The sequence below is a fragment of the Streptomyces sp. NBC_00726 genome, from assembly GCF_045161735.1.
Taxonomy (GTDB): Bacteria; Actinomycetota; Actinomycetes; order Streptomycetales; family Streptomycetaceae; genus Streptomyces.
Genome location: NZ_CP108983.1, coordinates 5,382,976 through 5,409,041, shown reverse-complemented (window position 1 = coordinate 5,409,041; position 26,066 = coordinate 5,382,976). Strand labels below are relative to the sequence as shown.

23 protein-coding genes are annotated in these 26,066 nt (G+C 73.4%); 14 read left to right on the top strand and 9 right to left on the bottom strand.

What is annotated here, in order from left to right; all coding sequences use genetic code 11:
* Positions 1-129: 129 nt before the first annotated feature.
* The 6 genes from OG338_RS24125 to OG338_RS24100 all read left to right on the top strand — a co-directional run bounded on the left by OG338_RS24125 (position 130) and on the right by OG338_RS24100 (position 7,708).
* Positions 130-2,499 (top strand): nitrate- and nitrite sensing domain-containing protein, encoded by a 2,370-nt coding sequence (locus OG338_RS24125; protein WP_405939302.1) that lies wholly within the window; start codon positions 130-132, stop codon positions 2,497-2,499.
* Entirely contained in the window at positions 2,496-2,885 is a 390-nt protein-coding gene (locus OG338_RS24120) for a roadblock/LC7 domain-containing protein (protein WP_328902891.1), read from the top strand. Before OG338_RS24125 ends, OG338_RS24120 begins: the two co-directional genes overlap by 4 nt.
* A 97-nt stretch (positions 2,886-2,982) precedes the next feature.
* Positions 2,983-4,191: an ABC transporter substrate-binding protein gene (locus OG338_RS24115; RefSeq protein ID WP_405940518.1), complete on the top strand. Its 1,209-nt coding sequence runs from the start codon at positions 2,983-2,985 to the stop codon at positions 4,189-4,191.
* Position 4,192: 1 nt separating this feature from the next.
* Positions 4,193-6,172: an ABC transporter permease subunit gene (locus tag OG338_RS24110; protein ID WP_405939301.1), complete on the top strand. Its 1,980-nt coding sequence runs from the start codon at positions 4,193-4,195 to the stop codon at positions 6,170-6,172.
* The gene (locus OG338_RS24105) at positions 6,169-6,969 is read left to right on the top strand and encodes an ABC transporter ATP-binding protein (protein WP_405939300.1); all 801 of its coding nucleotides are present in this window, start codon (positions 6,169-6,171) and stop codon (positions 6,967-6,969) included. The genes OG338_RS24110 and OG338_RS24105 overlap by 4 nt, the downstream gene beginning before the upstream one ends.
* A gap of 10 nt (positions 6,970-6,979) precedes the next feature.
* Positions 6,980-7,708 carry an ABC transporter ATP-binding protein gene (locus tag OG338_RS24100; RefSeq protein WP_405939299.1) on the top strand — a complete coding sequence of 243 codons (729 nt, stop codon included), beginning with the start codon at positions 6,980-6,982 and terminating at the stop codon, positions 7,706-7,708.
* Between the two features lie 37 nt (positions 7,709-7,745).
* Here OG338_RS24100 and OG338_RS24095 read toward each other — a convergent pair whose 3' ends face one another.
* The gene (locus OG338_RS24095) at positions 7,746-8,963 is read right to left on the bottom strand and encodes an FAD-dependent monooxygenase (RefSeq protein ID WP_405939298.1); all 1,218 of its coding nucleotides are present in this window, start codon (positions 8,961-8,963) and stop codon (positions 7,746-7,748) included.
* A 340-nt stretch (positions 8,964-9,303) separates the two neighbouring features.
* Between OG338_RS24095 and OG338_RS24090 the strand changes: the two genes are divergently transcribed.
* The 7 genes from OG338_RS24090 to OG338_RS24060 all read left to right on the top strand — a co-directional run bounded on the left by OG338_RS24090 (position 9,304) and on the right by OG338_RS24060 (position 16,499).
* The gene (locus OG338_RS24090) at positions 9,304-10,740 is read left to right on the top strand and encodes an ATP-binding protein (protein ID WP_405939297.1); all 1,437 of its coding nucleotides are present in this window, start codon (positions 9,304-9,306) and stop codon (positions 10,738-10,740) included.
* A gap of 2 nt (positions 10,741-10,742) precedes the next feature.
* Positions 10,743-11,171, top strand: a complete 429-nt coding sequence (locus OG338_RS24085) for a roadblock/LC7 domain-containing protein (protein WP_405939296.1) — start codon at positions 10,743-10,745, stop codon at positions 11,169-11,171.
* Positions 11,172-11,194: 23 nt separating this feature from the next.
* The gene (locus OG338_RS24080; RefSeq protein WP_405939295.1) at positions 11,195-11,521 is read left to right on the top strand and encodes a DUF742 domain-containing protein; all 327 of its coding nucleotides are present in this window, start codon (positions 11,195-11,197) and stop codon (positions 11,519-11,521) included.
* Positions 11,499-12,125, top strand: a complete 627-nt coding sequence (locus OG338_RS24075; protein WP_405939294.1) for a GTP-binding protein — start codon at positions 11,499-11,501, stop codon at positions 12,123-12,125. The genes OG338_RS24080 and OG338_RS24075 overlap by 23 nt, the downstream gene beginning before the upstream one ends.
* The gene (locus OG338_RS24070) at positions 12,122-13,333 is read left to right on the top strand and encodes a cytochrome P450 (protein WP_405939293.1); all 1,212 of its coding nucleotides are present in this window, start codon (positions 12,122-12,124) and stop codon (positions 13,331-13,333) included. Before OG338_RS24075 ends, OG338_RS24070 begins: the two co-directional genes overlap by 4 nt.
* A gap of 9 nt (positions 13,334-13,342) precedes the next feature.
* The gene (locus OG338_RS24065; protein WP_405939292.1) at positions 13,343-14,572 is read left to right on the top strand and encodes a cytochrome P450; all 1,230 of its coding nucleotides are present in this window, start codon (positions 13,343-13,345) and stop codon (positions 14,570-14,572) included.
* Positions 14,573-15,206: 634 nt separating this feature from the next.
* A complete protein-coding gene (locus OG338_RS24060) occupies positions 15,207-16,499 on the top strand; it encodes a hypothetical protein (RefSeq protein ID WP_405939291.1) in 1,293 nt (430 codons plus the stop codon).
* Between the two features lie 4 nt (positions 16,500-16,503).
* Here OG338_RS24060 and OG338_RS24055 read toward each other — a convergent pair whose 3' ends face one another.
* Entirely contained in the window at positions 16,504-18,645 is a 2,142-nt protein-coding gene (locus OG338_RS24055; RefSeq protein WP_405939290.1) for an ATP-binding protein, read from the bottom strand.
* 115 nt (positions 18,646-18,760) lie between these two features.
* Positions 18,761-20,662 (bottom strand): alkyl/aryl-sulfatase, encoded by a 1,902-nt coding sequence (locus OG338_RS24050; RefSeq protein WP_405939289.1) that lies wholly within the window; start codon positions 20,660-20,662, stop codon positions 18,761-18,763.
* A 174-nt stretch (positions 20,663-20,836) separates the two neighbouring features.
* On the opposite strand from OG338_RS24050, the gene OG338_RS24045 reads away from it, so the two are divergent.
* Positions 20,837-21,115, top strand: coding sequence for a metal-sensitive transcriptional regulator (locus tag OG338_RS24045; protein ID WP_405939288.1), 279 nt, complete (start codon positions 20,837-20,839; stop codon positions 21,113-21,115).
* Between the two features lie 46 nt (positions 21,116-21,161).
* Here the strand turns inward: OG338_RS24045 and OG338_RS24040 are convergent, their stop codons facing one another.
* From OG338_RS24040 to OG338_RS24015, 6 genes are all read right to left on the bottom strand, one after another.
* On the bottom strand, positions 21,162-21,905 hold the full coding sequence (locus tag OG338_RS24040) for a sulfite exporter TauE/SafE family protein (protein WP_405939287.1): 744 nt from the start codon (positions 21,903-21,905) through the stop codon (positions 21,162-21,164).
* Positions 21,902-23,287, bottom strand: coding sequence for a rhodanese-like domain-containing protein (locus OG338_RS24035; RefSeq protein ID WP_405939286.1), 1,386 nt, complete (start codon positions 23,285-23,287; stop codon positions 21,902-21,904). Before OG338_RS24035 ends, OG338_RS24040 begins: the two co-directional genes overlap by 4 nt.
* A 127-nt stretch (positions 23,288-23,414) precedes the next feature.
* The gene (locus OG338_RS24030; RefSeq protein ID WP_405939285.1) at positions 23,415-24,056 is read right to left on the bottom strand and encodes a class I SAM-dependent DNA methyltransferase; all 642 of its coding nucleotides are present in this window, start codon (positions 24,054-24,056) and stop codon (positions 23,415-23,417) included.
* Between the two features lie 40 nt (positions 24,057-24,096).
* A complete protein-coding gene (locus OG338_RS24025; protein ID WP_405939284.1) occupies positions 24,097-24,633 on the bottom strand; it encodes a GNAT family N-acetyltransferase in 537 nt (178 codons plus the stop codon).
* A gap of 58 nt (positions 24,634-24,691) precedes the next feature.
* Positions 24,692-25,591, bottom strand: a complete 900-nt coding sequence (locus OG338_RS24020) for a hypothetical protein (protein ID WP_405939283.1) — start codon at positions 25,589-25,591, stop codon at positions 24,692-24,694.
* Between the two features lie 114 nt (positions 25,592-25,705).
* The gene (locus OG338_RS24015) at positions 25,706-25,834 is read right to left on the bottom strand and encodes a hypothetical protein (RefSeq protein WP_405939282.1); all 129 of its coding nucleotides are present in this window, start codon (positions 25,832-25,834) and stop codon (positions 25,706-25,708) included.
* Between the last annotated feature and the right edge of the window lie 232 nt (positions 25,835-26,066).

Sequence of the window (26,066 nt, the reverse complement as noted above, 5' to 3'; positions counted from 1 at the left end):
CCACCCCATCCGTTCCCTCTGTAACTGTGCGCACGACGTACGAGCGTCCCCACCGACACCCCCCAACCCGTTAACAGGTATCTGCGTGTCACCGATACTCAAGCCCGGTTCCGGCGACGGAGCCGCGCAGTGAAAATCAATCGCCGCCTCGTCCTGCTGGTCACCGCTCCCCTCACCGTCGCGGTCACGTTCTCGGCCCTGGCCCTCGCGCCCGCCACCAACCAGGCACTCCAGGCGAACCGGCTGGCCCACATGGTCGACGTCGCCGCCGGCGCGGCCGACTTAACCCACCAGTTGCAGCGTGAGCGCGCGGCCGCCACCGCACTGGTCTCCGATCAGGGGGACTCATCCGCCTTCCAGGCCAGCTCCGACGCGACCGACAAGAGCATCGCCACCTTCAAGAGCCGCGCCGGCGGACTCTCCGAGGTGCCCGGGAGCGCCCAGGAGTCGCTGGACCGCATCGACCGCTTCATCAATGAACTCCCCGCCCTGCGCGCCCAGGTGCGCTCGGGCAGCACCACCATCTCCGCGCTCGCCTTCGGCTACCGGATCGTGATCGCGGACCTCAACGGCTACCGCGACGGCATCGCGCAGGCCGACGGTGTCGACGCCGACATCGCCGACCGCATCCGCGCCGCCGCGGCCCTGTCCGAGGCCGCCGAGCACACCGCGCAGCAGCAGATCACCGTCATGAGGGCGCAGGCCGCGGGTGGTTTCACCGCGGCGTCCCAGCGCACCTTCGACGCGAGCCGGCTCGGCTACACCGAGTCGACCGGCGTCATGTTCGGCCTCGGGCCGGCCGAGTGGCGGACCTGGCTGGAGCGCACCCTCTCCGGCCCGAAGGCCCTGGCCTCCCGCAAGCTGGAGGACCGGATCGGCCGCACGGACACCAGCAAGCCGATCGGCGTCACCCCCGAGGCGTGGCAGAAGGCGTCCGACGACCGCCAGACCCTGCTGCACCAGGTGGAGGAGCGGATCGACGAGTCCGTCGCCGCCACCGTCGACGCCGAGCGCACCAGGCTGCTGTGGACCGCCGGCGGCGAGGTCGCCCTGGTGCTGCTGACCCTGGTCGGCGTCGTCCTCGTCGCCATCCGCCTCGGCCGCGTCATGATCCACCGGCTGCGCGACCTGCGCAACGCCGCGCACGAGGTGGCCCACACCCGGCTGCCCGCCGTCATGAGCGAGCTGTCCCAGCCCGGCGCGCTGAGCGGGTCCACCCCCGAGCAGGTCGCCGAACGCACCGGCAACCCCGTCGAGACCACGAGCGGGGACGAGATCGGTGAGGTCGGCGAGGCGTTCAACGCCGTCCACCACGAGGCGGTGCGCCTCGCGGCCGAACAGGCCCGGGTGCACGAGCAGTTCGCCGAGACCCTGGTCCGGGTCGCCCGCCGCGGCGCCCAGCTGACCAGCGTCATGGTGTCCGAGCTGGACACCGTGCAGCGCGACGAGGCCGACCCGGAGCGCATGAAGACGCTCTTCGCACTCGACCACCTCGCCATCCGCATGGAACGCAACACCAACAACCTGCTGGTGCTGGGCGGTTACGGCAACGCCCGGGTGCGCTCCGCGGACATCGGCTGCTCCACCGTCATCGTGGCGGCGGCCCAGCAGATCGAGCGCTTCGACCGGGTGTCCCTCGGTGCGGTCGAGGCGGGCATCGGCATCGCCGCCCGTGCCGTGCACGACGTCGCGCACATCCTGGCGGAACTCCTCGACAACGCCACCCGCTTCTCCCCGCCCGACGCCCAGGTCGGGGTCGCCGTCTGGCGGCTCTGGGACCGGGCCGTCGTCCAGATCGTGGACGAGGGCGTGGGCATCTCGGCGGACCGGCGCGCCGTGCTCAACGCCGGGCTGCGCGAGCCGAAGACGGGCATCGGGGACGTGCGGTCCATGGGTCTGCACGTGGTGGCGCGCCTCGCCGCCCGGCACGGCATCGTTGTCGAGCTGCGCGACTCCTCGGGCCCCGGCACCATCGCCGAGGTCACCCTGCCCAAGGAGGTGCTGGCCGAGGTCTCCGAGGAGCCGGCGCCGCCGACGGAGAACGGCTTCGAGTCACCCCGTACGGTCGTCACCCGCCGGAAGAAGGACGCCGTACGCGGACGGGTCGGCCGCCCGGTCGGCGCGGGCCTCGGCGCCCGCCCCGGCAGGCCGGCGGACCCGGCCGCGCGCGAGGAGCACGAGGCCCCGGCCCGTACCGACGTCGCCGACCCGCCCGCCCCGCACCCCGTGCACGACGAGCCGGACTCGCGCATCGCGGGCGTCAGCGCCTCCGGCCTCCCGGTCCGCAAGCGCACCGCGCCCCAGCAGTGGCCCGTACGGGAGAAGCGGGCCGCCACCGAGCAGCGGTCCGGCGCCGGTGCGCCGCGGCCGACCCCCCGACGCCGGGACTCCCGGCAGGTATCCGACGTCCTGGCGGCCTACGCCCAGGGCATCAGCCGGAGCACGAACCCCCGCGGGCGTCCCGCCAACAATGACGACACCGAACGGACCAAGAAATGACCTCACCCACCGACCTGAGCTGGATCCTGAGCGACTTCGCCGGACGCATCCCGGAGGTCACCCAGGCGATAGCCGTGTCCGTGGACGGACTCGCGCTCGCGTACACCGGCGTGGAGCGCGACGACGCCGACCGGCTGGCCGCCATCGCCTCCGGCGTCGTGAACCTGCTGTCCGCGGCCGCCCAGCTCACCGACACCGACCCGGTGGAGCACAGCCTCACCGCGATGGAGGGCGGCTACATGTTCTCCATGGCCGTCTCCAGCGGCGCCTCGCTCCTGGTCATGACCACCAGGGACGCGGACATCGGCGAGGTCAGCTACATGATGTCCGAGCTGATCAACCAGGTCGGTGACTCGCTGTCCCCCCAGGTCCGTTCCTCGCTCTGACCCGGCCGTCCCCCACGGCCGTACCGACCCGTCCGCGGAGCCCACACTCCGCGGTCGGGTCATACCGTTGTCCGACACTCCCCCGATGAGAGCACTCATGTTCTTCGACATACCCCGCCGCACCCGCCACCGCAGATTCGTCAGGCCCGTCGGTGCCGCCGCCCTCGCCCTCGGCCTGGCCGCCGTCACCGGGTGCAGCAGCGACAGCGGCTCCGGCGACAAGACCGTCAAGATCGGCCTGGTCGCCTCGCTTTCCGGCACCTACAAGCCGGTCGGCACCGACCTGCGCGACGGCTTCCAGCTGTATCTGAAGACGCACGACAACAAGCTGGGCGGGCGCAAGGTCGACCTCATCGTGGCCGACGAGGGCGACGGTCCGCCGACCGCCGTGCCGGCCGCCACCAAGCTGGTCAAGAAGGACAAGGTCGACGTGCTGACCGGCCTGGTCAGCGGTGGCTCGGTCAACGCGGTGCTGCCGCTGGTCGGCCAGGCGAAGATCCCCTTCCTCGGCTCCAACGCCCGTCCCGAGGTCAAGGACCCCGAGTACGTGTGGACGACGAGCTTCATGTCCGACGAGCCGGGCAAGGCCATCGCCCCGTACGTCAAGGAGAAGGTGAACGGCCCGGTCTACGCGATCGGCCCGGACTACCAGGGCGGTTACGACGAACTGCGCGGGTTCACCGACGAGTTCAAGCGGATCGGCGGCAAGCTCGCCAACCCGGACGGCAAGACCAAGTGGACGCCGTTCCCGAAGACAACCAACTTCATGCCGTACTTCGCGGAGATCGCCAAGACCGACGCCAAGGCGGTCTACTGCTTCTACGCCGGCAAGGCCGCGATCGACTTCGCCAAGCAGTACGCCCAGTCCGACGTCGCCGACCTGCCGCTGTACACCGCCTTCGTCACCGAGGGCAGCGTGCTCCAGGCCGAGGGCCAGGCCGCCAAGGACATCTACTCCGTCCTGAACTACGCGCCGGACCTGGACAACGCGGCCAACCGCAAGTTCGCCGCCGACTGGACCGCCGAGCACGACACCCAGCCGACCACCTACGCCATGTCGTCCTACGACGCGGCCGCCGTGCTCGACAAGGCGATCGCGGACGCCGCGAAGAAGGGTGACGTGACCTCGGAGACGATCAACAAGGCCATCGCGGGCCTGGGCCAGATCGACAGCCCGCGCGGCAACTGGGAGTTCAGCGAGAAGGCGCACGCCCCGGTGCAGACGTGGTACCTGCGCCAGGTGCGTCCGGACGGCAACCAGCTGTCCAACGTCATGGTCCAGGACCTGGCGACGCTCGGCGGCTGACATGGATCTGCTCGATGCCCACCTCGTGCCGGCGGTGGACGGCGTGGCCTACGGGCTGCTGCTGTTCGTCGTCGCCGCCGGCCTGAGCCTCGCGTTCGGCACGGCCGGCGTGCTGAATCTCTCGCACGGCATGCTGTACGCGATCGGCGCCTACACCGGCGCCGAGCTGAGCGACGGAACGTGGGGCGGCCTCGCCCTCGGACTCGCGGCCGGAACGGCGGCCGCGGCCCTCGCCGGGGCGGGGCTCTCCGCCGCCACCGTTCCGCTCGCCCGGCGTGGGCATCTGGCGCAGGCCCTGCTGACGTTCGGGATCGCCCTCGTCGGCGGGGACCTGCTGATCCAGCTCTTCGGCGCGGACGAGCTGCCGGTCCGCGTCCCCGGCGCGCTCGACTCCTCGGTCCATCTGCTGGGCCACCGCTACCCCGCCTACCGGCTCTGCTTCATCGCCATGGCCGTCGTCCTGGCGGCCTTCGGTACGTGGGTGCTCACCCGGACCCGGGTGGGTGCGGCGGTACGCGCTTCGGCGGACGACCCCCAGATGCTCGCCGCCACCGGCCACAGCCCCCGCGCCGTGCACACCGGGGTGCTCGCGGCGGCGGGCGCGCTGGCCGGTGCGGCGGGCGTGCTCGGGGCGCCGATCATCGGCCCCGGGCCCGGCACCTCCGAGAACGTGCTGATGCTGTCCCTGGTGGTCGTCGTCCTCGGCGGGCTGCGCTCGCTGTGGGCGACGTTCGCCGCGGCGGTCGCCGTGGGCGAGGTCCAGACCCTGGGCGTCTCGGTGCTGCCGGACCTGGCGCCGTATCTGCTGTTCGCCGCGATGGCGGCGGTGCTGGTGTTCCGCTCCCGCTTCACGGAGCCGGAGGCGCACGAGGAGCGGGGCCCGTCCGCCGACCCGGTCTCCCGGCTGCGCAGGCTCCTCGCCGCGCGGTGGGAGAACCGGCCGCGCACGGCGGCGCCCGCTCCGGCCGCCCCAGGACGGCTCGCCGCCCGGCTGCACTCGGCCGGGTGGCGGCAGGCCGTGCCGCTGCTCGTGCTGCTCGCCGTGCTCCTCGCGCTCCCGGGGATGCTCGACTCGTACAGCATCTCGCTGGCCGGGTCCGCCCTGGCGCTCGGGCTGCTCGCGGTCAGCGTCACCGTCCTGACCGGGTACGCCGGGCTGCCCACGCTCGGGCAGACCGCCCCGTTCGCCGTCGGCGCGTACGCCACCGCCAATCTGGCCGACGCCGGGTGGACGGTTGGCCCGGTCCAGATCGTCCTGTCGGCGCTCGCGGCCGCCGTGTTCTCGGCGGTGACCGGGCCGGCGGTGATCCGCGCCCGGGGCACGACCGTGCTGATGATCACCCTGGCGGTGGGCGAGCTGACCAGTGCGGTGATCAACCAGGTCAAGTCCCTCACCGGCGGCGCCGACGGGCTGGTCGGCTTCCCGGCCACCCGGGCGCTGTGGGGCGGCGAGGGCATGACCGAGGAACGCGAGCTGTACGTGTACGCGGTGGTCGTCGCGGTCGTCGCCGTCGCCCTCACCCTGCTGGTGCTGCGCTCCCCGGCCGGCAAGCTGCTGACCGGCACCCGGGGCGCCGAGGCGCGGATGCGCGCGTCCGGACACCCCGTGGGGCGCTATCTCCTGGTGGCCCACATCTGCGCGGGCGCGCTCGCCGGGGTGGGCGGCTCGCTGATGGTCACCGTGCAGCAGTACCTCTCCCCCGCCGACGTCGGCTTCGAGATCGCCGCGTTCGCGCTGCTCGCGGTCGTCATCGGCGGTACGACGTCGGTCATCGGCGCCCTGCTCGGCGCCGGGCTGATCGTGTTCACCCGGGACTGGGTCGCCGGTTCCTGGCCCGGTCACGGGCCGCTGCTGCTCGGGGCGCTGTTCATCGGCGCCGTGTACCTGCTGCCGCGCGGCCTGGCCGGTCTGCGCCTCTTCGCCGGCCGTCCCGGGCCGGCCGCGTCCACCGTGTCCCCCGCCGGGAAGGTCTCCCCATGACGCCCGCCCCCGAGGCCGCGCCCCCCGTGCTGGACCTCGACCACCTGACCCGCGGATACGGCAGCCTCACCGCCGTGGACGACGTCGCGCTGCGGCTGCCCCCGGGCGCCCGGCACGCCGTCATCGGGCCCAACGGCGCCGGCAAGACGACCCTGCTCAACCTCATCGCCGGCACCGACCGGCCGGACCGGGGCACGATCGCGCTGAACGGTACGGACGTCACCCGGGCGTCCACCGCGAAGCGCAGCCGGCTGGGCATCGCGCGCAGCTTCCAGCAGCCTTCCGTCATCGGTGAACTGACGGTGCTCGACAACATCGTGCTGGCCGGCTGGGCGCACCACCCGAAACGCCGGGGCGCCTGGCGCAGCCCGGCCCGCTACCGGCTGCACACCGAGTCGGCGGGGCGGCACCTGGAGACCGTGGGCCTCGCGCATCTGGCGCACCGGCCGGCCTCGGAGCTCTCGCACGGGCAGCGCCGCATGCTGGACCTGGCCGCGGCCCTGGCGGGCGATCCGCGGCTGCTGCTCCTGGACGAGCCGGCGGCCGGGCTGACCGACGGCGACATCGGCCGGCTGCTCGCCATCCTCGGGGCGCTGCCCGCGAGCGTGGCGGTCGTGCTGGTCGAGCACCATGTCGAGGTCGTCGCCCAGGTCGCCACATCGGTGACGGTGCTGGCGGCGGGCCGGGTGCTGGTGACCGGGCCGACCGGGGAGGCGCTGGCCCACCCGGAGGTCCGCGACGCCTACCGGAACACCGTGCCGGACCTCGTCACCGGCAGCCCCGAAGCGAGAGGATGACCGACCCCCGATGCTCGAACTCACGGGCCTGACCGCGGGCTACCACGGCGGCACGGTCCTCCACGGCCTCGATCTCGCCGTGCCCGCCGGCACGGTGCACGCCGTCGTCGGCCACAACGGCGCGGGCAAGACGACGCTCGTCCACACCGTCGCCGGTCTGATGCGCCCGGACGCGGGCACCGTGCGGCTGTCCGGCCGGAACCTGACCGGGCAGCCGGCGCACCGGATCGCCCGCGCCGGGATCGGTCTCGTGCCGCAGGGCCGCCGGGTCTTCGCGAACCTCAGCGTCGCCGAGCACCTGCGGCTCTCGCACCGTCCGCCGCGCCGGGGCGACGCCTCGCGGCCGAGTGTGTGGACGCCCGAGCGGGTCCTCGACCTGCTGCCGAGGCTGGGCGAGCGCCGGGGGAACCGGGGCACGGACCTGTCGGGCGGGGAGCAGCAGATGCTGGCCCTGGCCCGGGCGCTGCTCGGTTCGCCGAGCGTGCTGCTGCTGGACGAGCCGACGGAGGGCCTGGCGCCGGCCCTGGTCCGTCAGGTGCACGACCTGGTGCGGACGCTGGCCGACGAGGGCATCGCCGTACTCCTGGTGTCGCCGAGCCCGGCGACGGCGGCCGGGTGCGCGGACACGCTCACGGTCCTGACGTCGGGCCGGGTGGCACTGCGGCTGGCCGGGGCGGATGCCCGTAAGGACCCGACGGCCCTCCACGCGGCGCTGGAGCTCGCGCCCTCGGCGCCCTGATGAGCGCGAGGGGGCGCGAACCCCCTCGCGCTCGCGGCTACTTGACCTTCAGGCTGTGGCCGCCGAAGCCGCTGCTGCGGTCGGAGCCGCTGTTCTGGTCCTGCCACCAGGCTTCGAACTCGGGCTGGCCCATGGCCGACCAGTCCGGGGTGTTCTCGACCTGGGTGCTGCCCATGCGGCGCGCGAGGGCGACCATCGCGGGGCCGACCGGGCCGCGGCCGGCGTCGTAGCGTTCCAGCACGTCCTTCCAGCCGGCCCCGGCGTTCCAGGCGGCCTCCAGGGCGGTGGCGTCCTGGAGCGCCTTGACGCTGCCCGCGCCGACGTGCGGGCGGGAGACGCTGGCGGCGTCGCCGACGAGCACCATGCGGCCCGAGGTGTAGTGCGGGACGGCCAGGTCGTAGATGGGCTGGATGAAGGTGGTCCCGGCGGGTGTGCCGAGCACCTTGTCGGCCCAGAAGGGCGGGAAGTGCTCCGCGACCAGGGTGCGCAGCCAGTCGGTGAGCTCGGAGTTGAGGCGGCCGGGCGGGAGCGAGGTGGGGGTGCGCAGGTCCGGGTGGAGGCCGCCGGCCTGCGGGGGCGTGGTGTAGAGCACCCAGTTGAGGCGGTGGCCGCCGGTGCCGTCCGGGATGTGGTAGATCATGCAGTGGCCGCCGGGGAAGACGATGTTGTGGGCGTCGAGCCCGTCCGAGGGCAGCCCCTCGACGTCCTCGGACGCGCCGCGCCAGCCGATGTAGCCGGCGTACTCGGGGCTGATGCCGGGGAACATGGCCTCGCGGACCACGGAGCGGTAGCCGTCGGCGCCGATGACGAGGTCGAACCGCTCCTCGTGGCCGTCGGCGAGCCGCAGCGTGACGCCGTCGTCGGCCGGCCGCACGGCGCCGACGACTGCGCCGGAGCGGTAGTCGACGCCCTCGGGGACCCGGCTGCGCAGCTCGCTCCACAGTGAACCCCAGTTGTACGCGCGGAACGGGAACGTCTGCTGCCCGAAGCCCCGGCCGTACGGCGTGTCTCCGTCCCGTACGCTCCACACCCGCCGGGTCAGCGGCGCCCAGGGCATCTCGGGGGCTACGTATCCGGCCTCTCTCAGCTCCTCGTAGCGGTCGCTCTGGAGGGCGATTCCGACGCCCCGGTCCCGGAGTTCGGCGTCGGCGCGCTCGAAGACGGTGACCCGGTCGGCTCCGGCGCGCGACGCGGCCAGGGCCGCGGCACACCCCGCTATGCTCCCGCCGACCACGGCGATGCTGCCTCCACGCATGACTGGCTCTCCACTCACTTGTTGTCCCGGCCGTCCGCCCGGCCGCTCTCCCGACCGGGCGCAGGCGCGGAAGTACGCTTGCGTTTGCGCTGGTTGGCCCGCTCCTTCGCGGTCGGGGCCCGCACCCGAATCCTAGCGAGGGGTGTCCGGAACGTGGACGGCCGGGCGGTTCCACTTTTCGGCCACCGATACATCGTCAACAGTCGTACTGTGTACGGTCCTTGGTCATTTCTGATTAGTGTTCTGTCATGTCCCCCTCGCTGATCGCGAGCTGATCGCGCGGGCGCCGGCGCCCGCGCGGTCGGTGGAAACGTCCCCTTTTGATTCCCGCGAGGACCCCATGACCGAACCGATATTGATTCTGCTCGCGCTGGTGGCGGGGGGCTGCGCCTCGCTGTGGTTCCTGCGCAGCGCCCGCGCCGAGCGGCGGCGGGCCGACGAACTGCGGCAGCAGCGCGAGCAGTTGGCCCAGCAGATCCGGGCCGCCGAGCAGTATGTGGCGCATATCTCCCAGAGCGTCGTCCAGGCGGCAGCGTCCGAGGCGCAGACCGGCCGCGCCTATCAGCCGGATTCGGCCATCCCGCCCCAGCTGGCCCACACCCAGCTCGCCAACGGGCTGACCGCGCTGGCCAATCAGGTGCGCTCCGCGATCACCATGGCCGGCCGCCTCGCGCAGAACGCCGCGGAGGAACAGCTCACCCAGGTCTGGTCCGAGACGGAGCGTCAGGTCGCCCAGGCCCGCCGGGAGTCGGTGGACACGGCCCGGGCGGCGGTACGCGCCTTCGCGTCCAGCACCGTGCACCGCGCGGCGAAGCTGAGCAGCACGATCAGCGCCGGGGTGCGGCGCCATGTGTCGGACGACGCGTACGCGACGCTGGTCGAGATGGACCACCTGGCGCAGCAGATGCTGCTGACCGCGTCCGGCTACGGCGTCCTGGCCGGTGACAAGCTGTCCCGGCGCTGGCCCGCCACCACGCTGACCGATGTGGTCCGCACCGCGATGGGCCGGGTCGAGGGCTACCAGCGTGTCCAGCACACGGACCTGGAGTCCTTCGCGGTGCGCAGCCGGTCCGTGGAGGCGGTCGTCCACACCCTGGCGGTGCTCCTGGACAACGCCCTGCGCTACTCGCCGCCCAACGCCCTGGTCCACGTCTCCCTGGAGCACGGGGCGAACGCGGCGTTCCTCGTCGTGGACGACGCCGGGCTCCGGATGGAGGACGAGCGGCTGACCTGGGCCCGCGAGGTGATGTCCGGTGAGCAGCGGGACGACATCACGCGGCTGGGCGCCTACCCGCAGACGGGTCTGCGGGTGGCCTCGGTCCTGGCCCACCAGTACGGCTTCCGCGTCGAGCTGACCGCGCCGAACCTGTACGGGGGCACCCGGGCGATCATCGTGCTGCCGCAGGAGCTGCTGACGACGCCGGGGCCGTCCCGGGCGGTGCCCGCGCAGGCCCTGCCCACGGCCCGGAAGGCGGCCACCGTCCCGCCGGCCCGCCGGCCGTCCCCGCCCCCGGAGGCCCCGCCCATGACCGGGCCCGTGCCCGCCGCCCCCGCCGCCGGGCCCGCGCCGGAGACCACGGAGACCACGGCGACCACGGCGACCACGGCCAGTGGGCTCACCGTCCGTCGGCGCGGGACACGGCCCGCCGCCGGGGCGCGGCCCGGGCCGGAGCCCGAGGTCGAGCCGGGCCGGCCCGCGGTGGCCGCCGCGTGGATGGCGGGCAGCCGCCGCAGCCGGGACAACCAGAACACCGCTCGTACGGACGAAGGACGTTGATCATGTCGGACACGCACGCGAACACCCTGGGCTGGCTCCTGGACGAGCAGCTCGGATCGGTGGAGGGCGTCCGGTACGCCGTGCTGATGAGCGGCGACGGTCTGCTGAAGGCGCGGACGTGCACCATCAGCCAGGAGGACGGCGAGAAGCTGGCCGCCCTGACCGCGTCGCTGCGCGCCTCGGGCCGCGCCTGGGACGAGTTCACCGGCGGGCAGGGTGTGCGGCAGCAGCTGATCGAGTCCGTGTCGGCCATCGGGCTGACCACCGCGGCCGGGCACCACACGATGCTGTCCGTCGTCACCACGGGCCCGCACGCCGACGTCGGCCTGATCAGCCACCACATGGCCCTGCTGGTCGTCCGCCTGGGCGAGCAGCTGGGCACCAGGGAACGCACCCCGGTCCTCCAGCCGGACGGCGGCCCCGCCGCATGAGCGGCCCACGGCACGATCCGGACATGGTCAGGCCGTACGTCCGCACCGGCGGCCGGGTCCGCCCGGACCGGGATGTGCGCCTGGAGAGCGTGGTCGTCGCCGCGCCGGGCCCGGCCGGTGAGCTGGGGCCCGACGCGCGGCGGGTGATGAGCCTGTTCGCGGTGGGCCGGGGCGGTCTGGCCGTCGCCGACATCGCGGCCGCGCTCCAGCTGCCGCCCTCCACCGTCCGGATCATCGTGTCCTGCCTGATGGACAGCGGCCATCTGGCCAGCCCGGCCCCCGCCGCCGGTGACCAGCCCCGAAACGACCTCCTCCAGAAGGTGCTCGATGGACTCCGAGAACTGGTCTAGCGCGTCGAACGGCGTCTCGTACGTGCCGGCCACGGTGACCCAGTCCGCGAAGATCGTGATCGCCGGCGGCTTCGGCGTCGGCAAGACGACCTTCATCGGCAGCGTCTCGGAGGTCCGGCCGCTGCGGATGGAGGAGCCGATCACCGAGGACAGCGTCGGCGTGGACGATCTGCGCGGGGTGCCGGACAAGACCACGACGACCGTGGGCATGGACTTCGGCCGCATCCACCTGGCCGGCGGCGCCCTCGCCCTCTATCTGTTCGGCCTGCCGGGACAGGTGCGGTTCCAGCCGGTGTGGGAGGACCTGGCGCACGGCGCGCTCGGCTGCCTGGTGCTGGCCGACACACGGGACCTGGACGCGAGCCACGAGGCGCTGGGGCTCCTGGAGGACCAGGGCATTCCGTACGCGGTCGCGATCAACGTGTTCCCGGGCGCGCCCGGATACGGCCTCGCCGAGATCCGCGAGGCCCTGGCGCTGGACCCGGGGACGCCCCTGACGACCTGTGACGCCCGGGACCGTACCTCCTGCGTGTACGCCCTGATCACGCTCACGGAACACCTCGCCGCACAACGACCGGCCCTCTCCCTGGAGCCCACGCCATGACGTCCCCCAGCAGCACCCTGCCGTCGGCCCCGTCGGGCCGGGTCGCGCTCTACGACCCGGCGTACGCCGCCGACCCGCATGCCGCGTACGAGAGGATGCGGGCGGCCTACGGGCCGCTGGTGCCCGTCGAGCTGTCCCCGGGTATCCCCGCCACCCTGGTGATCGGCTACTTCCAGGCCCGGCGCATCCTCAACGACCCGCTGTACTTCCCGCACGACCCGCGGGTCTGGCAGGAGCAGGTGCCGGCCTCCTGCCCGGTGCGGCCGATGATGGAGTGGCGGCCCAACGCCCTGCGCAGCGGCGGCACCGCGCACGCCCGCTACCGGTCCGCCAACACCACCGCGATCGACGCCGTGGACCAGCACGAGCTGCGGGCCCGGGTGGAGAAGCTGGCCGAGGCCGCCATCGCGGACTTCATCACGGCGGGCCGGGCCGATGTGCTCACCCAGTACGCGTGGCCGATCGCCTTCCGCGTGCTGAGCGCCCTGCTCGGCTGCCCCGACGAGATCGGGGCGCGCATCGCGGACGGCATGTCCCGGATCTTCGAGGCCACGGACGCCCAGCGGGGCAACGAGATCCTGGGCCAGGCGGTCGCCGACCTCGTCGAGCTGCGCCGGCGCCACCCCGCCGACGACATCACCTCCCGGCTGATCGGCCACGCGGCGCAGCTGACCGACGAGGAGATGAGCCACCAGCTGGTCACGCTGTACGGGGCGGGCATCGAGCCGCTGACCAATCTCATCGCCAACACCCAGCTGAAGATCCTCACCGACGAGGAGTTCTCGGCCGGGCTGCACTCCGGGCACTCCACCGTGCGGGACGCGCTCGACACCGTCCTCTACACCGACCCGCCGATGGCGAACTACTGCATCACCTATCCGCCCTACCCGGCGGACATCGACGGGGTGCTGCTCCCCGCCCATCAGCCGGTCCTGATCTCGATGGCCGGCTGCAACAACGACCCGGCGATCAGTCAGGCGTCCGGCGGCATCGCGGGCAACCGGGCGCATCTGGCGTGGAGCATCGGCCCGCACACCTGCCCGGCGCGCTCGCACGCGTATCTGATCGCGGAGACCGCGGTCACCCATCTGCTCGACGCCCTGCCCGAGATGGACCTCGCGGTCCCGGCCGACGAACTGCGCTGGCGCCCGGGCCCGTTCCACCGCGCGCTGGAATCACTCCCGATCGTCTTCCACGCCTCCCACTGAAGGAGACCCATGTCCGAGCAGCCGATCATCGTCCTCGACCCCGCGGGCACCGACCGCCACGCGGAGTACCGGGCGCTGCGCGAGCGCGGTGCCGCCACCCGCGTCGACGTCCTCGGGGTCACCGCGTGGTCCGTCAGCGACCCGGTCCTCCTGAAGGAGCTGCTGACCAGCTCCCAGGTCTCGAAGGACGCCCGCGCGCACTGGCCGGCGTTCGCCGAGACGGTGGCCACCTGGCCGCTCGCCCTGTGGGTGGCGGTGAACAACATGTTCACCGCGTACGGCGGCGACCACCGGCGGCTGCGCCGGATGATCTCCCCCGCGTTCAGCGCCCGCCGCATCCAGGACCTGCGCATCTCGGTGGAGAAGGTCGTCGACGAGCTCCTGGACGGCCTCGCCGGCCGGCCCGCCGGTGAAACGGTCGATCTGCGCACCGCGCTCGCCTACCCGCTCCCGATCGCGGTGATCGGCCGGCTCATGGGCGTTCCCGAGGACCAGCTCGACGGCTTCCGCTCCAAGGTCGACGGCGTCTTCGACACCACCCTCACCGTCGAGGAGGCCACCGCGAACACGGCCGGTCTGTACGGGGCACTCGACCAGCTCATCGCCGCCAAGCGGGCGCAGCCGGGCGACGACATGACCTCGCTGCTGCTCGCCACCCGCGACGAGGAGGGCGACGGCGGCCGCCTCAGCGACGAGGAGCTGCGCGACACGCTGCTCCTGATGATCTCCGCCGGTTACGACACCACGGTCAACGTCATCGACCAGGCGATCACCGCCCTGCTGACCCAGCCGGAACAGCTGGCCCATCTCCGCGAGGGCCGCGCCGACTGGAACGACGTGGTCGAGGAGACCCTGCGCCACGAGCCCGCGGTCAAGCACATCCCGATGCGCTTCGCCGTCTCGGACATCCCGCTGCCGGACGGCCGGAAGATCGCCCGGGGCGAGGCGATCCTGGTCTCCTTCGCCCCCGCCAACCGCCACCCCGACTGGCACGGCGAGACCGCCGACGCCTTCGACCTGACCCGCACCGCCAAGGACCACCTGGCCTTCGGCCACGGCGTCCACTTCTGCCTCGGCGCCCCGCTGGCCCGCCTGGAGATCGCCACGGCCCTCCGCCGGCTCTTCGAACGCTTCCCCGGCATCAGCCTCGCGGTCCCGGCCGAGGACCTGCTCCCGCTGCCGTCCCTGATCAGCAACGGCCACCAGAGCCTGCCGGTTGTTCTGCGGCCGGCTCACTGAGGCGGACCGGCGGCGGCCCGCACGATTCCGTAGGGGAATGTGCGGGCCATCGGTCATGCCGGGAGGCGGATAAGGTACTCGCGCGACGACACACCACACTCGCTCAGGAGGTTACGGGTGGGGCCAGAACCCCCGGCGATTCGCGTTCCGGTCGGGGAAGGGTCCGGTCGGTGGACGAGCCGTACGACGCGGCGGCGCGTCCTGCTCGTGGTTCACAACGTCACCTCGGCCGGCCGTCTGCTGGACGTGCTGCCGCTGTTCCACGACGACTTCCGGGTCCAGACACTGGTCACTTCGACGGGCTCCTCCGCCTTCCAGGGCGGCATCCGCGAGCTCTTCCACGATCTGCAACTTCCTGAACTGCCATGGGAACAGGCCCTGTCGACTCCGGTGGACCTCGCGGTATCGGCGAGCTTCGGCGGTGAACTCAACGCCATTCAGGGCAAGTTGGTAGTATTGTCACACGGTGTCGGATACACTAAGAAACTAGGCAAGCCGGGAGCCGGGAGCCGGGAGCCGGGAGCCGGGAGCCGGGAGCCGGGAGCCGGGAGCCGGGAGCCGGGAGCCGGGAGCCGGGAGCCGGGAGCCGGGAGCCGGGAGCCGGGAGCCGGGAGCCGGGACGCCGACGTTCGGGTTGTCGCCCGAGTGGCTGTTGGCCGACGGGCGGCACTTCGTCGACGGGCTCGTCCTCTCTCACCCCGAGCAGGTGGAACGGCTGGCCCGGGTATGCCCGGACGCGATGCCCTCGGCCGTACTCGCCGGGGACCCCTGCTTCGACCGCATGCTCGCCGCGCGTCCGTACCGGGACAGGTTCCGGCGGGCACTCGGAGTCCGGAGCGGACAGCGGCTCGTCCTCCTCAACTCGACCTGGAACCCGGAGGGCCTCTTCGGCACCGGTGGCGGGCAGGACCTCCTACCCGGCCTCCTGCCCCGGCTCGCCGCCGAGCTGCCCGCCGATGACTACCGGCTGGCCGCGGTTCTCCACCCGAACATCTGGTACGGGCACGGCCCCGGCCAGGTCCGGGCATGGCTGGACCTGGCCCGGCGCAACGGGCTGACCCTGATCGACCCCGTCCACGAATGGCGGCAGGCCCTGCTCGCCGCCGACCTCGTGATCGGGGACTTCGGCGCGGTCTCCTACTATGCCGCCGCCCTGAACACACCCGTACTCCTGGCAGCCGACGGGACCGGCGTGCTCGATCCGGAAGCGCCGCTGGCCCGGTTCGTCCGTCGCGCGCCCCGGCTGGATCCCCGCGCTCCGCTGCTTCTCCAGGTGGAACGCGGCATCGGCACACACCGCCCCGGCCCCGCCGCCGGGTTCGTCACCTCGGCGCCGGGACGGTCGGCCGAACTCCTGCGCCGGCACCTCTACGCGCTGATGGATCTCCCCGAACCGCCCGGCCGCGCGTCCATGGAACCGCTCGCGCTCCCGTCGTACCGCCCGGGAAAGGTGACGTCCCCGTTGCACGTACGGACCTGTGCCGAGGGGACGGACATCGTCGTCGAGCGGTCCACCGGGCATCCCGCCGGGGCGTCCGGCGACGCGCACCTCGCCGTGCACGAGGAGACACGGCACCCCGGCGACCTCGACGTGGCCGACGTCATCTCGCGCGACGGGCCGGCCGACGACCTCCGGCTGGGCAGCCCGGGCGCGTGGACCGACGAGGTGCTCCGCCTGCACCCCCATTGTTCGACCGCCGCGTATGTGAGCGGGCCGCACACCTGTGTCGTACGCAGCCGGGGGCGGCAGGGCACGTTCCAGCTGTCCGCCGACACGGACGCCGGAGCGGACGCGGACCCGGCCGCTTACGCCGGCGCGTTCCATGCGTGGCTGGCGTACGGCGGCGTGGTCCCCGAGCAGGGAATCGTGCTCCGGATGCACAGCGCCGGCCGCGTGCACCCGTTCCACGTGGCGGCGAGCGGCTGACGGGCTACCGGGCGGTGCCCGCCTCGCACCGCCGCCGCAGACCCGCGAGGTAGGCGCGGTGTGGAGCCGCGTAGTCCGGCAACAGCGGCCCGGCCTCGGTGATCCTGGCCAGGGCCGCCGTGTCGTCACCGGCCTCGTGGAGGGTCTCCGCCAGGTCCGTGAGGGTGCGCGCCCGGTTGTACGCCTCGGGCGGCGCCCCGGTGCGTCCCGCGAAGAAGTCGGCCGCACGTTCCAGACACCGCCGTGAGTCCTCCAGCCTGTCCATGCCACGCAGGGCCCGTCCCTGGTGGCGCCCGACCAGGGCAAGGGCCCGCGGAAGGTCGGACACGCCTTCCTCGCCAGGGCCGATCCTCCGGTAGACGGACTCGGCCTCGATGAATCTCTCGTACGCGTCCTCGTACGACCAGTTGTTCAGGCTCAGCAGGCCCAACAGCTCCACGGCCGACGCCTCGCCCCGCAGGTGGCCCGCGGCCCGCTCATAGGTGACGGCGGCCCGGGCGGCCCGGTTCGCCTGCTCGCCGCGCCTCATCTCCCCCAGACAGTGGGCCAGCTGGAAGTGGAGCGCGGCCGCCATCCGCTCGTCCGCCCGGTTCTCCTCGGCACACCGGGCCGCGGTCCGCAGCGCGGGAAGCACCTCGTCCCAGTACCCCGCCTTCAACTGCAACGGCCACAGGGAGCGCGCCAGCCACAGGACCGTGCCGGTGTGCCCGTGCTCCTCGGCCACCACGACCGCGCGGGCCACGTTGGCGACCTCGGCGGCCAGGACCGCGATGCCGTCCGGAACGGCCGCGGAAGCGGCCCTGTACTCCGCCGGCACCTCGGTCCGCCAGCTCTCCGGCAGAGCGGCGCGGGACGCCGGCAACACCAGCTCAAGCAGCGCTTCGAGCATCCGCCGTACGGCCTCCGCGCACACGTCGAGGCCGTACTCGGAAGCGGCGGTCTCGGCCAGCTGCCTCCTGATCTCGGGCCGGAAGCGGTACCGCCGGTCGGGCAGCGCGTCCAGAAGACCGACCTCCACCGCTTCTTCGAGCAGCCGGGCGGCCGTCACCCCGTCCACCTCGGCGGCGGCCGCCGCGAGCGCGACACCGGTGGACGGCCAGCCGCCGAGCGCGATGAGCCGGCACAGACGCGCCGCGTCCGGGCCGAGCCGGAGCGACGCGGAGCGCGCGGTGGTTCGTACGGGATGGTCCGCACCCACCGGCGCGCGGTCGTCGGAGGCGGTCCCGGGACCGTCGGCCCTGGTCAGCAGCCGCGCCTCGGTGTGGAGGGCGAACGCGTTGCCCCGGCAGCGTTCGAGCACTCCGGGCAGCTGGGCCTTGACCCGGTCGGCGTACTCAGGACCGGCCACCTTCCGTACGAGCTGCTTGGCATGACGGTCGCTCAGCGGCGGAACGGCGACGCGCTCGGCCTCCAGCAGCAGCGGCGGCCCCGACACGACCACCACCAGCAGGACACCGGGTGTCGAGGGCACGAGAGCACGCACCTGCGCGAGCGAGACCGTGTGGTCGATCACCACGAGCATCTTCCGCCCCTCGGTGAGCTTCCGGTACAGCCGCTCGCGGTCCGCTTCGGTGGCCGGAATCAGATCGGGGTCCACGTCCATCTCCAGTAGCAGCCGCAGCAGGACGCCCGCGGGCTCCGGGCCCGTCTCCCCGGACGCGGTCCGCAGGTCGACGTAGTACTGGCCGTCGGGAAAACGGTCACGGGTCTCCGCTCCCAGCCGCAGCGCCACCGAGGTGGAGCCGCTGCCCGTGGGGCCCGACAGCAGGACCACCCGGGGCCGGCCCGCCCAGGGACGGTCGGCCTCCCTCACAAGCTGCCTGAGCACCTTTTCCTGATTCGTGAAGGCCCACGGCGCCGGGGGCATCGCACCCCGGGACGGTTCGACGGACGTGTCCGGGGCGCCCTCCAGCATCAGCGCCCATTCACCGGCCCGGCGCGGGTCGCGGCCCAGGCTCGCGTGCACGCGTTGCGCCAGCGCCAGGCGGCTCTCCGGGTCGGCCGGCAAGGGCGTCTCCCGCCCGAGCGTCCGCCGCACCAGGGCGCCGGCCGACAGCAACGCGTTCTTCCCCATCTCCCCGGCGGCTCCGTTACCCACCCCCATGAGGAACGTGGTCAGCGCACCGAGCGCCACAACCTCCAACATGTCGGCCCCTCCCCCTGGTTACCGGCCTCGCCACTGCCGGACTGTATCGCCGTGCCTCCCCGTCATGGAAACACCCGGGCACCGGTAACTCCCCCGTGTGGCGCGATACATTCGTTCAGGGGGTGACGATGGCGAAGTCCGGGTCCGGGGTGTCGAGATGGCCGAGGAGTTCGGTCAGCCGGCCGGCGTCGCCGGTGGTCTCGACACCGGGGCGGGCGGGCAGGTCGCCGGGGAGTACGGCGCCCACCAGGACGTCCCGCAGGTCGGCCTCGGTCAGCGCGAAGGTGACGTCGGGTTCGCCCACGGCCGGTCCGGTGCCCGTGACATGGGTGAGGACGCCGTTGCGCAGCCGCATCGTGAGGGGTTCGCCGCCCGCGAGGTCCCAGCGGACGGTGATGTCGGCGTCCCAGGCGCGGGGGCCGTTGACCCGGATGGCGAGGGAGTCGACCAGCTGGTCCAGGGTGAGGGCTGCCAGGACGTCGGGCGAGGCCGTGGTGGTGGGGGTGCCGAGGCTGCCGTGGCGGAGCTCCTGGGCGCCCATCAGGCAGACGCTGCGCCAGGTCCCGTTCTCGCTGCCGTAGCCGAGCTGTTCCAGGGCGTCGGCCTGGAGGGCGCGCGCCCCCGCGTGGTCCGGGTCCGCGAACACCACGTGGTTGACGACCTCGGCCACCCAGCGGTAGTCGCCGTCCGCGAAGGACTGCCGGGCCCTGCGCACGATCTCGTCCGCGCCGCCCATGAACTCGACGTAGCGCCGGGCCGCCTCGGCCGGCGGGTGCTGCCACAGGTGCGCGGGGTTGCCGTCGTACCAGCCCAGATAACGCTGGTAGACCGCCTTGGCGTTGTGGCTGACGGAGCCGTAGTAGCCGTGGGTGTGCCAGACCCGCTCCAGCGCCGGCGGCATCACGATCTCCTCGGCGATCTCCGGTCCGGTGAGCCCCTGGTTGAGCATCCGCAGGACCTGGTCGTGGAGGTACGCGTACAGGTCGCGCTGCTCCAGCAGGAAGGCGATCACGCGCTCACGGCCCCAGACCGGCCAGTGGTGCGAGGCGAAGGCCACGTCGGACAGCTCGCCGAAGAGGCTGACCGACTCGGTGAGGTAGCGGGACCAGCCGTGCGGGTCGCGGACCTCGGCGCCGCGCAGGGTCAGCAAGTTGTGCAGGTTGTGCGTGGCGTTCTCCGCCATGCACAGGGCCGAGTGGTCCGGGAAGTGGATGTTCAGCTCGGCCGGGGCCTCGGTGCCGGGGGTGAGCTGGAAGACCATGCGGATGCCGTCGACGGTCTCCGTCTGGCCGGTGCGGGTGATGTCCAGGGTGGGCGGGATCAGTCCGGGCGCGCCCGTCGACACGCTCTGCCCGAGGCCCGTGCCGATCTGCCCCCGGGGCCCCTTCGGGAGGGCGGCGCCGTACATGTAGGCGGCGCGCCGGCTCATCGCCGTACCCGCGTAGACGTTCTCGCTGACGGCGTGGGCCAGGAAGCCGTGCGGGGCGAGCACCGGGACTCCGGCCGCGACGTCCTCGTCGGTCAGCACGCCGCGTACGCCACCGAAGTGGTCGACGTGGCTGTGGGTGTAGAGCACGCCCGTCACGGGCCGCTCGCCCCGGTGGGCGCGGTACAGCGCGAGGCCGGCTGCGGCCGTGGCGGCGCACACCAGGGGGTCGATGACGAGGATGCCCCGGTCGCCCTCCACGATCGTCATGTTGGACAGGTCGAAGCCGCGCACCTGGTAGATGCCCTCGGTGACCTCGAAGAGCCCGTGCTCGGAGCAGAGCCGGCTCTGCCGCCACAGGCTCGGGTTGGCGGTGTCCGGGCACTCCTGGCCGAGGAACCCATAGGCTTCCAGGTCCCATACGGCGTTGCCCGTGGCGTCGCGGATCAGGGGGTCCCGCGCGGTGCCCATGAAGCCGCGCCGGGCGTCCTCCAGGTCCTGGGTGTCGCCGAAGGGGTAGTCGCGCCGTACCGCCCGGTTCGCCTCCGCCACCGTCCGCTCGGCGGGCTTGGCGTCGTTGTCCTGCGGCATGGTGGTCTCCCTCGCGACGGCGGCCGCCGGTCCCGCGCGGGCCCGGGCACCGCCACCCTCGCCCGGCGTACGGGGCCCCACAAGCGGGTGTACGCCGGACGGGGAGCCGAACGGGGTAGGATATACCCCTAGGGGTATGAAACCGTCACCGAGGCCCTGGACAGGGGAGGAATCGTGGAGCTGGACATGGCGGCCGACGAGCTGAAGTCGGTGCTCAACCGGCTGAAGCGGGCCCAGGGCCAGATCGCCGGGATCGTCAGGATGATCGAGGAGGGCCGGGACTGCGAGGACGTGATCACGCAGCTGGCGGCCGTCTCCCGCGCCCTGGACCGGGCCGGCTTCGCCATCATCGCGACGGGTCTCCAGCAGTGCATGACCGACGGCGACCGGCCGGCGATGGACCGGGACCAGATGCGGACCCGGCTGGAGAAGCTGTTCCTGTCCCTGGCGTGAGAGGCGCCGACGCCCTTTCTTTACGTCAGGGCGTCGGCCGGCTCTCTTACGTCAGGGCGTCGGCCAGCATGAACGCGGCGACCGCGAGCAGCGCCCAGGCGAACAGCCGCTGGAGCCCGCGCCCGGAGACCCGCGCGGCGAGGCGTTTCCCGTCCCAGGCGCCCAGGATCGCGGCGCCGGCGAACGGGGCCGTCACCGCCCAGTCCATGCCCGCCGCACCACCGGAACGGGTGATGAGCGAGGTCAGCGAGTTGACGGTGATGACCAGCAGGCTCGTCCCGACGGCCGCCTGCATCTCGAACGCCAGGACCGTCACCAGGGCGGGGACGGCCAGGAAGCCGCCGCCCACCCCCAGCAGCCCGGTCACCGCGCCGAGCCCCGCCCCCGCTCCCCCGGCCCGCAGCGGCCGCACCTCGCCCGGCGCGCCCTCGGGCCCGGGGCGCAGCATCCGCACCGCCGCGAGGGCGGCGAGCGCGGCGAAGGCGGCCGTCAGGACCGCCTGTGGGAGCCGGGTCGCGGCGAGCCCGGCCAGCGCCGCCGGGACGACGCCCGCCGCGGCGAACGCTGCCCCGGCCTTCCAGCGGACGTGTCCGGCGCGGGCATGGGCGTACAGGGCGGTCGCGGAGGTGACGGTGACGACGAACAGGCTCGCGGTGGTCGCGGCGGCCGGGCTGAGGCCGAGCAGATAGATGAGCGCGGGGATCGCGAGGACGCTGCCGCCCCCGCCCAGTGCGCCGAGCGCGAGACCGACCACGGCCCCGGCGGCCAGGGCCAGGAGCAGCACGCTCACGCGGCGGAGCCGCGGCCGGTCCCGGGCGCCACCGTCAGCCCGGCCTGCCGGGCTCCCTCGAAGCCGTCGTCCACGGCGACGACCGCACGGCCCTCCGCGTCGAGCAGGGACGCGGCGATGGCCGCGCGCATCCCGCCCGCGCAGTGCACCCACACCTCGCCGTCCGGCAGCTCGCCGGAGCGCTCGTGCAGTTCGTGTACGGGTATGTGGACGGAGTCCCGTACGTACCCGTCGGCCCGCTCCGATTCGCGGCGCACGTCGAGCACCACGATCCGGTCACCGCGCTCGCGGGCCCGCTTCAGGGCGGCGAAGTCGGTCCGGGGGAAGGAGCGGGGCTCGTCGCCCGCGCGCAGCCAGGTGCCGGGACCGCCCGTGGCGGCGGCGGCCGGGCGGTCGATGCCGACCCGGACCAGCTCCCGCTGGGCGTCCGCGAGCTGTCCTGCGGTGGCGGCGAGCAGGGTCACCGGCTTGCCCCACGGGATCAGCCAGGCGAGGTACGTGGCTAGCTTGCCCTCGCCCTCGAAGTTGAAGGTCCCCGCCACATGCCCCTCGGCGAACGCGGTACGGCTGCGGAGATCGACCACCCACTCACCGGCGGCCAGGCGCTGCGCGATCTCCTCCGCGTCGGCGGTTTCCGGCGGGGTCAGGTCCACAGGGGCGGGGCCGCCAGCGTTCAGGGGTGCCATGTGCGCGTAGTACGCGGGGACGTCCTCCAGGCCGGCGAGCATCCCGGCCACGAAGGTGTCGACGTCCTGGGTCAGGGCGTCGTTGCCCGTCCGCTCGGCGCCGATGGTCGTGGTGTCGCCCTCGGCCTGCGCGGACGAGCAGAAGCTGCCGAAGCCGTGGGTGGGGAGGACCCGGACGTCGTCGGGCAGCTCCCCGGCCAGCCGGTGCGCGGACGCGTGCTGGGCCCGGGCCAGCTGCTCGGTGAGCCGGGGCTCCACGAGGTCGGGGCGCCCGACCGTGCCGATGAGCAGCGAGCCCCCGGTGAACGCGGCGGTCTCCCGGCCGTCCTCGGCGAGCACGTACGAGGTGTGGTGCGGGGTGTGCCCGGGGGTGGCGAGGGCCCTCAGCTCAAGGCCCGCGTCCACGGCGAACCGGTCGCCGTCCGCGACGGGGACCCGGGCGAAGGAGACCCGGGCGGCGGCCGGGACCAGATACCGGGCGCCGGTCAGCCGGGCCAGCTCCGGGCCGCCGGTGACGTAGTCGTTGTGCACATGGGTCTCCGCCACGTACGCGATCCGCACGCCCCGCGCGGCGGCCGCCGCGAGGACCCGTTCCACGTCGCGCGGGGGGTCCACGACGACTGCCGTCGCCTGCCCGCCGGCCAGATAGCTGCGGTTGCCCAGGCCCTCGGTCTCCAGGGTGTCCACGAAGAACACGGTCGACTCCCTCCATCACGGTCGGCTCATTACCCCGGGGGGTATCTGGCTCCCACCGTAACAGAGATACCCCCCAGGGTATTTTTCGGGCCGTGGGCGCCCCTTGGACACGGGCAGCTCTCCAGCCCTACGCCTTGCGGGCGAGCAGGTGCACTTCCTGGAACTGGCGCCGGTCGTCCGGCCGGGGCTCGCGGACCATCCGGGCCGTCTCGGTCAGCCCGTGTTCCCGCAGCAGTCCGGCGAGACGGCCGGGCGCCCACCGGTAGGCCGTCGCGACGGCGTGGTCGAAGGACTGCGTGGGGCGGTCGGGCCCGTCGGTCGCGGAGAAGGCGATGAGGAGGTACCCGCCGGGTGCGAGTACGCGGCTGAACTCGGCCAGGACCGGTGGCAGCGCGGCGGGCGGGGTGTGGATGACGGACCACCGCGACAGCACGCCGTCCAGCGCGCCGTCGGCGAGGTCGAGCGCGCCCATCTCCCCCACCTCGAAGCGCAGTCGGGGCCGGGCCCGGCGGGCGATCCCGACCATCGCGGACGAGGCGTCGACCCCGAACGCGTCGAGCCCCAGCCCCGCGAGGTGCCCGGTGACATGCCCCGGCCCGCACCCCAGGTCCGCCACCCGCCCGCCCGCGCCGACGGACTCCGCGAAAGCGTCCAGCATCGCCCGGTCCAGCGGGCTGTCGCGCAGGGAGTCGCCGAACAGCCGCGCGTACAGCTCGGCGGCGTCGTCGTAGGCGGCACGGGTGGCGGAGAGGGCTTCGCGTTCGACCATGGCGGCGAGGGTAGCGCCCGCACGCGCCGGGGCGGACCCCTCAGGCGACCGCGTCCGTCGCGAGCCTGGCGTGCGTCTCGACGTCGTGGCGGACGCCGTCGTACACCAGCTTCTGCCGTTGCAGGCCCTCGGCGGCGAAGCCGGCTGCGAGCGCCACCCGGCAGGAGGCCGGGTTGTTGGTACGGTGCCCCAACTCCAGCCGGAAGAGATCCAGTTCGGCAAAGCACCAGTCGGCGAGCGCGCGGCAGCCGAGAGTGGCCACGCCTCTGCCGCGTGCGGCGGAACCGGTCCAGTAGGAGACCCACCCGGTGGCATGCCGGGCGTCCAGGCTGCTCACGGCCACGCCGCCGAGTGCGGCGCCCGACGCGTCCGCGACGGCGAACGCGAAGGCGGCCCCCCGGCTCCACTGGTCCTGCCGCCCGCGAATCCACAGCAGGGCGTCGGGCACCGAGCCGATGGGTGCGTCGGCCTGCCGTTCCATGCCCGGTTCGGCGAACGCCTCCCGTACGGCGGGGGCGTCGGCCGTCTCCCAGGGGCGCAGGCTCAGCCCTTGCGGCAACTCCACGCGTTCGTTCACCGCACGAATTATCCCGGTGCCCCTCCGCCGGCCGGGCGGAGGGGCGGATCGTTGTCCCTCAGGCGCAGCCGGCCAGGGCGATCGAGATGACGGTGCAGGTGGCGCCCGCCGTGTCGTTGGCCGGGTTCGGGTCGTCGGGGGTGGACTCGGTGCGGGTGGCGGTGGCGTTGACCGGGCCGAAGTCCAGGAGGCCGATGGGGAGGCGGAAGGTGGACGTGGCGTCGGCGCCCGCGGTGATGGCCGGGTAGGTGCAGGTGACCTTGCCGGGGGCTGTGGTGCAGCCGGGGGAAACGTCGGTGGCCGTCTTTCCGGCGGGGAGCGTCGCGGTCACGGTGACGTCGGTGGCGTCGTCGGGGCCGTTGTTGTGGGTGGTGAGGGCGTACGAGAGGTGGGGCACCAGGATGCCGACGCGGGGCTGTGCGCCCAGGGTCACGTCCAGGTCCGCCTCGGCCGGCGTGTTGGTGATGGTGATGGTGGGGCCGTTCTCGGTGGCCTCGCCGCCGTTGGCGTAGAGCTGGTAGCGCAGCACGAAGGTGCCGGCCGGGGTCTCCGGGTCGACGCGCAGGGTGATCGAGCCGCCGAACGACTGCCCGCCGGCCAGGTTCCCGAGCGGGACGCGGGGGCCGAGATCCGCCACCTCGGTACAGGGGGCCGTGTTGCCGGTGCACGACTCGATGCCGGTGAACGCGTCGAGCGTGCCGAGGTCGGTGGAACCGGCGTAGAAGTTCTCGCCGGCGCCGTTCCTGGGGGTGTCCGCGGTGCCGGTGAAGTCGATGGTGAAGGTGTCGCCGGCGGCCACCGTGGTGGTCGAGACGCTGATGGAGGAGACCGCGTGCGCCGGGGCGACCATGAACTGCACGCCCGCCACGGCGAGCAGGAACGCCAGACACAGGGTCCGGACGCGGGCCGGTCCGCGCGGGCGCCGGTACGGGATCGAGGGGGAGGCCGGTCGTTTCATTGGCAGTGCTCCGTTCCGGAGCGGTGCCCACACGGGAACCCATCCCGCTTCACCCGCCCCGTCGACTCCTCAACGACCGGCTCACCGCGCAGGGCACGGTCCGGGGCCCGGCCTTCAGGACTCGCTGTCCGGCAGCGCCATCAGGGGCGCCGCATACCGCGTGCCCGCCACCGCGCCGGCCGGGACCGCCGCGTCGATCGCGGCCATGCCGGCCTCGGTCAGGGCGACTTCGGCCGCCGCCACGGCCTCCGCGATGCGGTGCGGGCGGCGGGCGCAGCCGGTCCACCGGGGCGAGGTTGGCGGCCAGGTTGCCGGGGTGGAAGCGAGGCAGCCAGCCGGCGCGCCGGTCGCCCCCGGCGGACTGCCGGTAGGTGCCGGTGAGCAGGCCGTGGGCGAGGACGCCATAGGCCGTGACGCCGATACCCAGCTCGCGGCGCAGTGAGTGGGCGAGCGCGTTCTTCGCATGGGCGGGGCG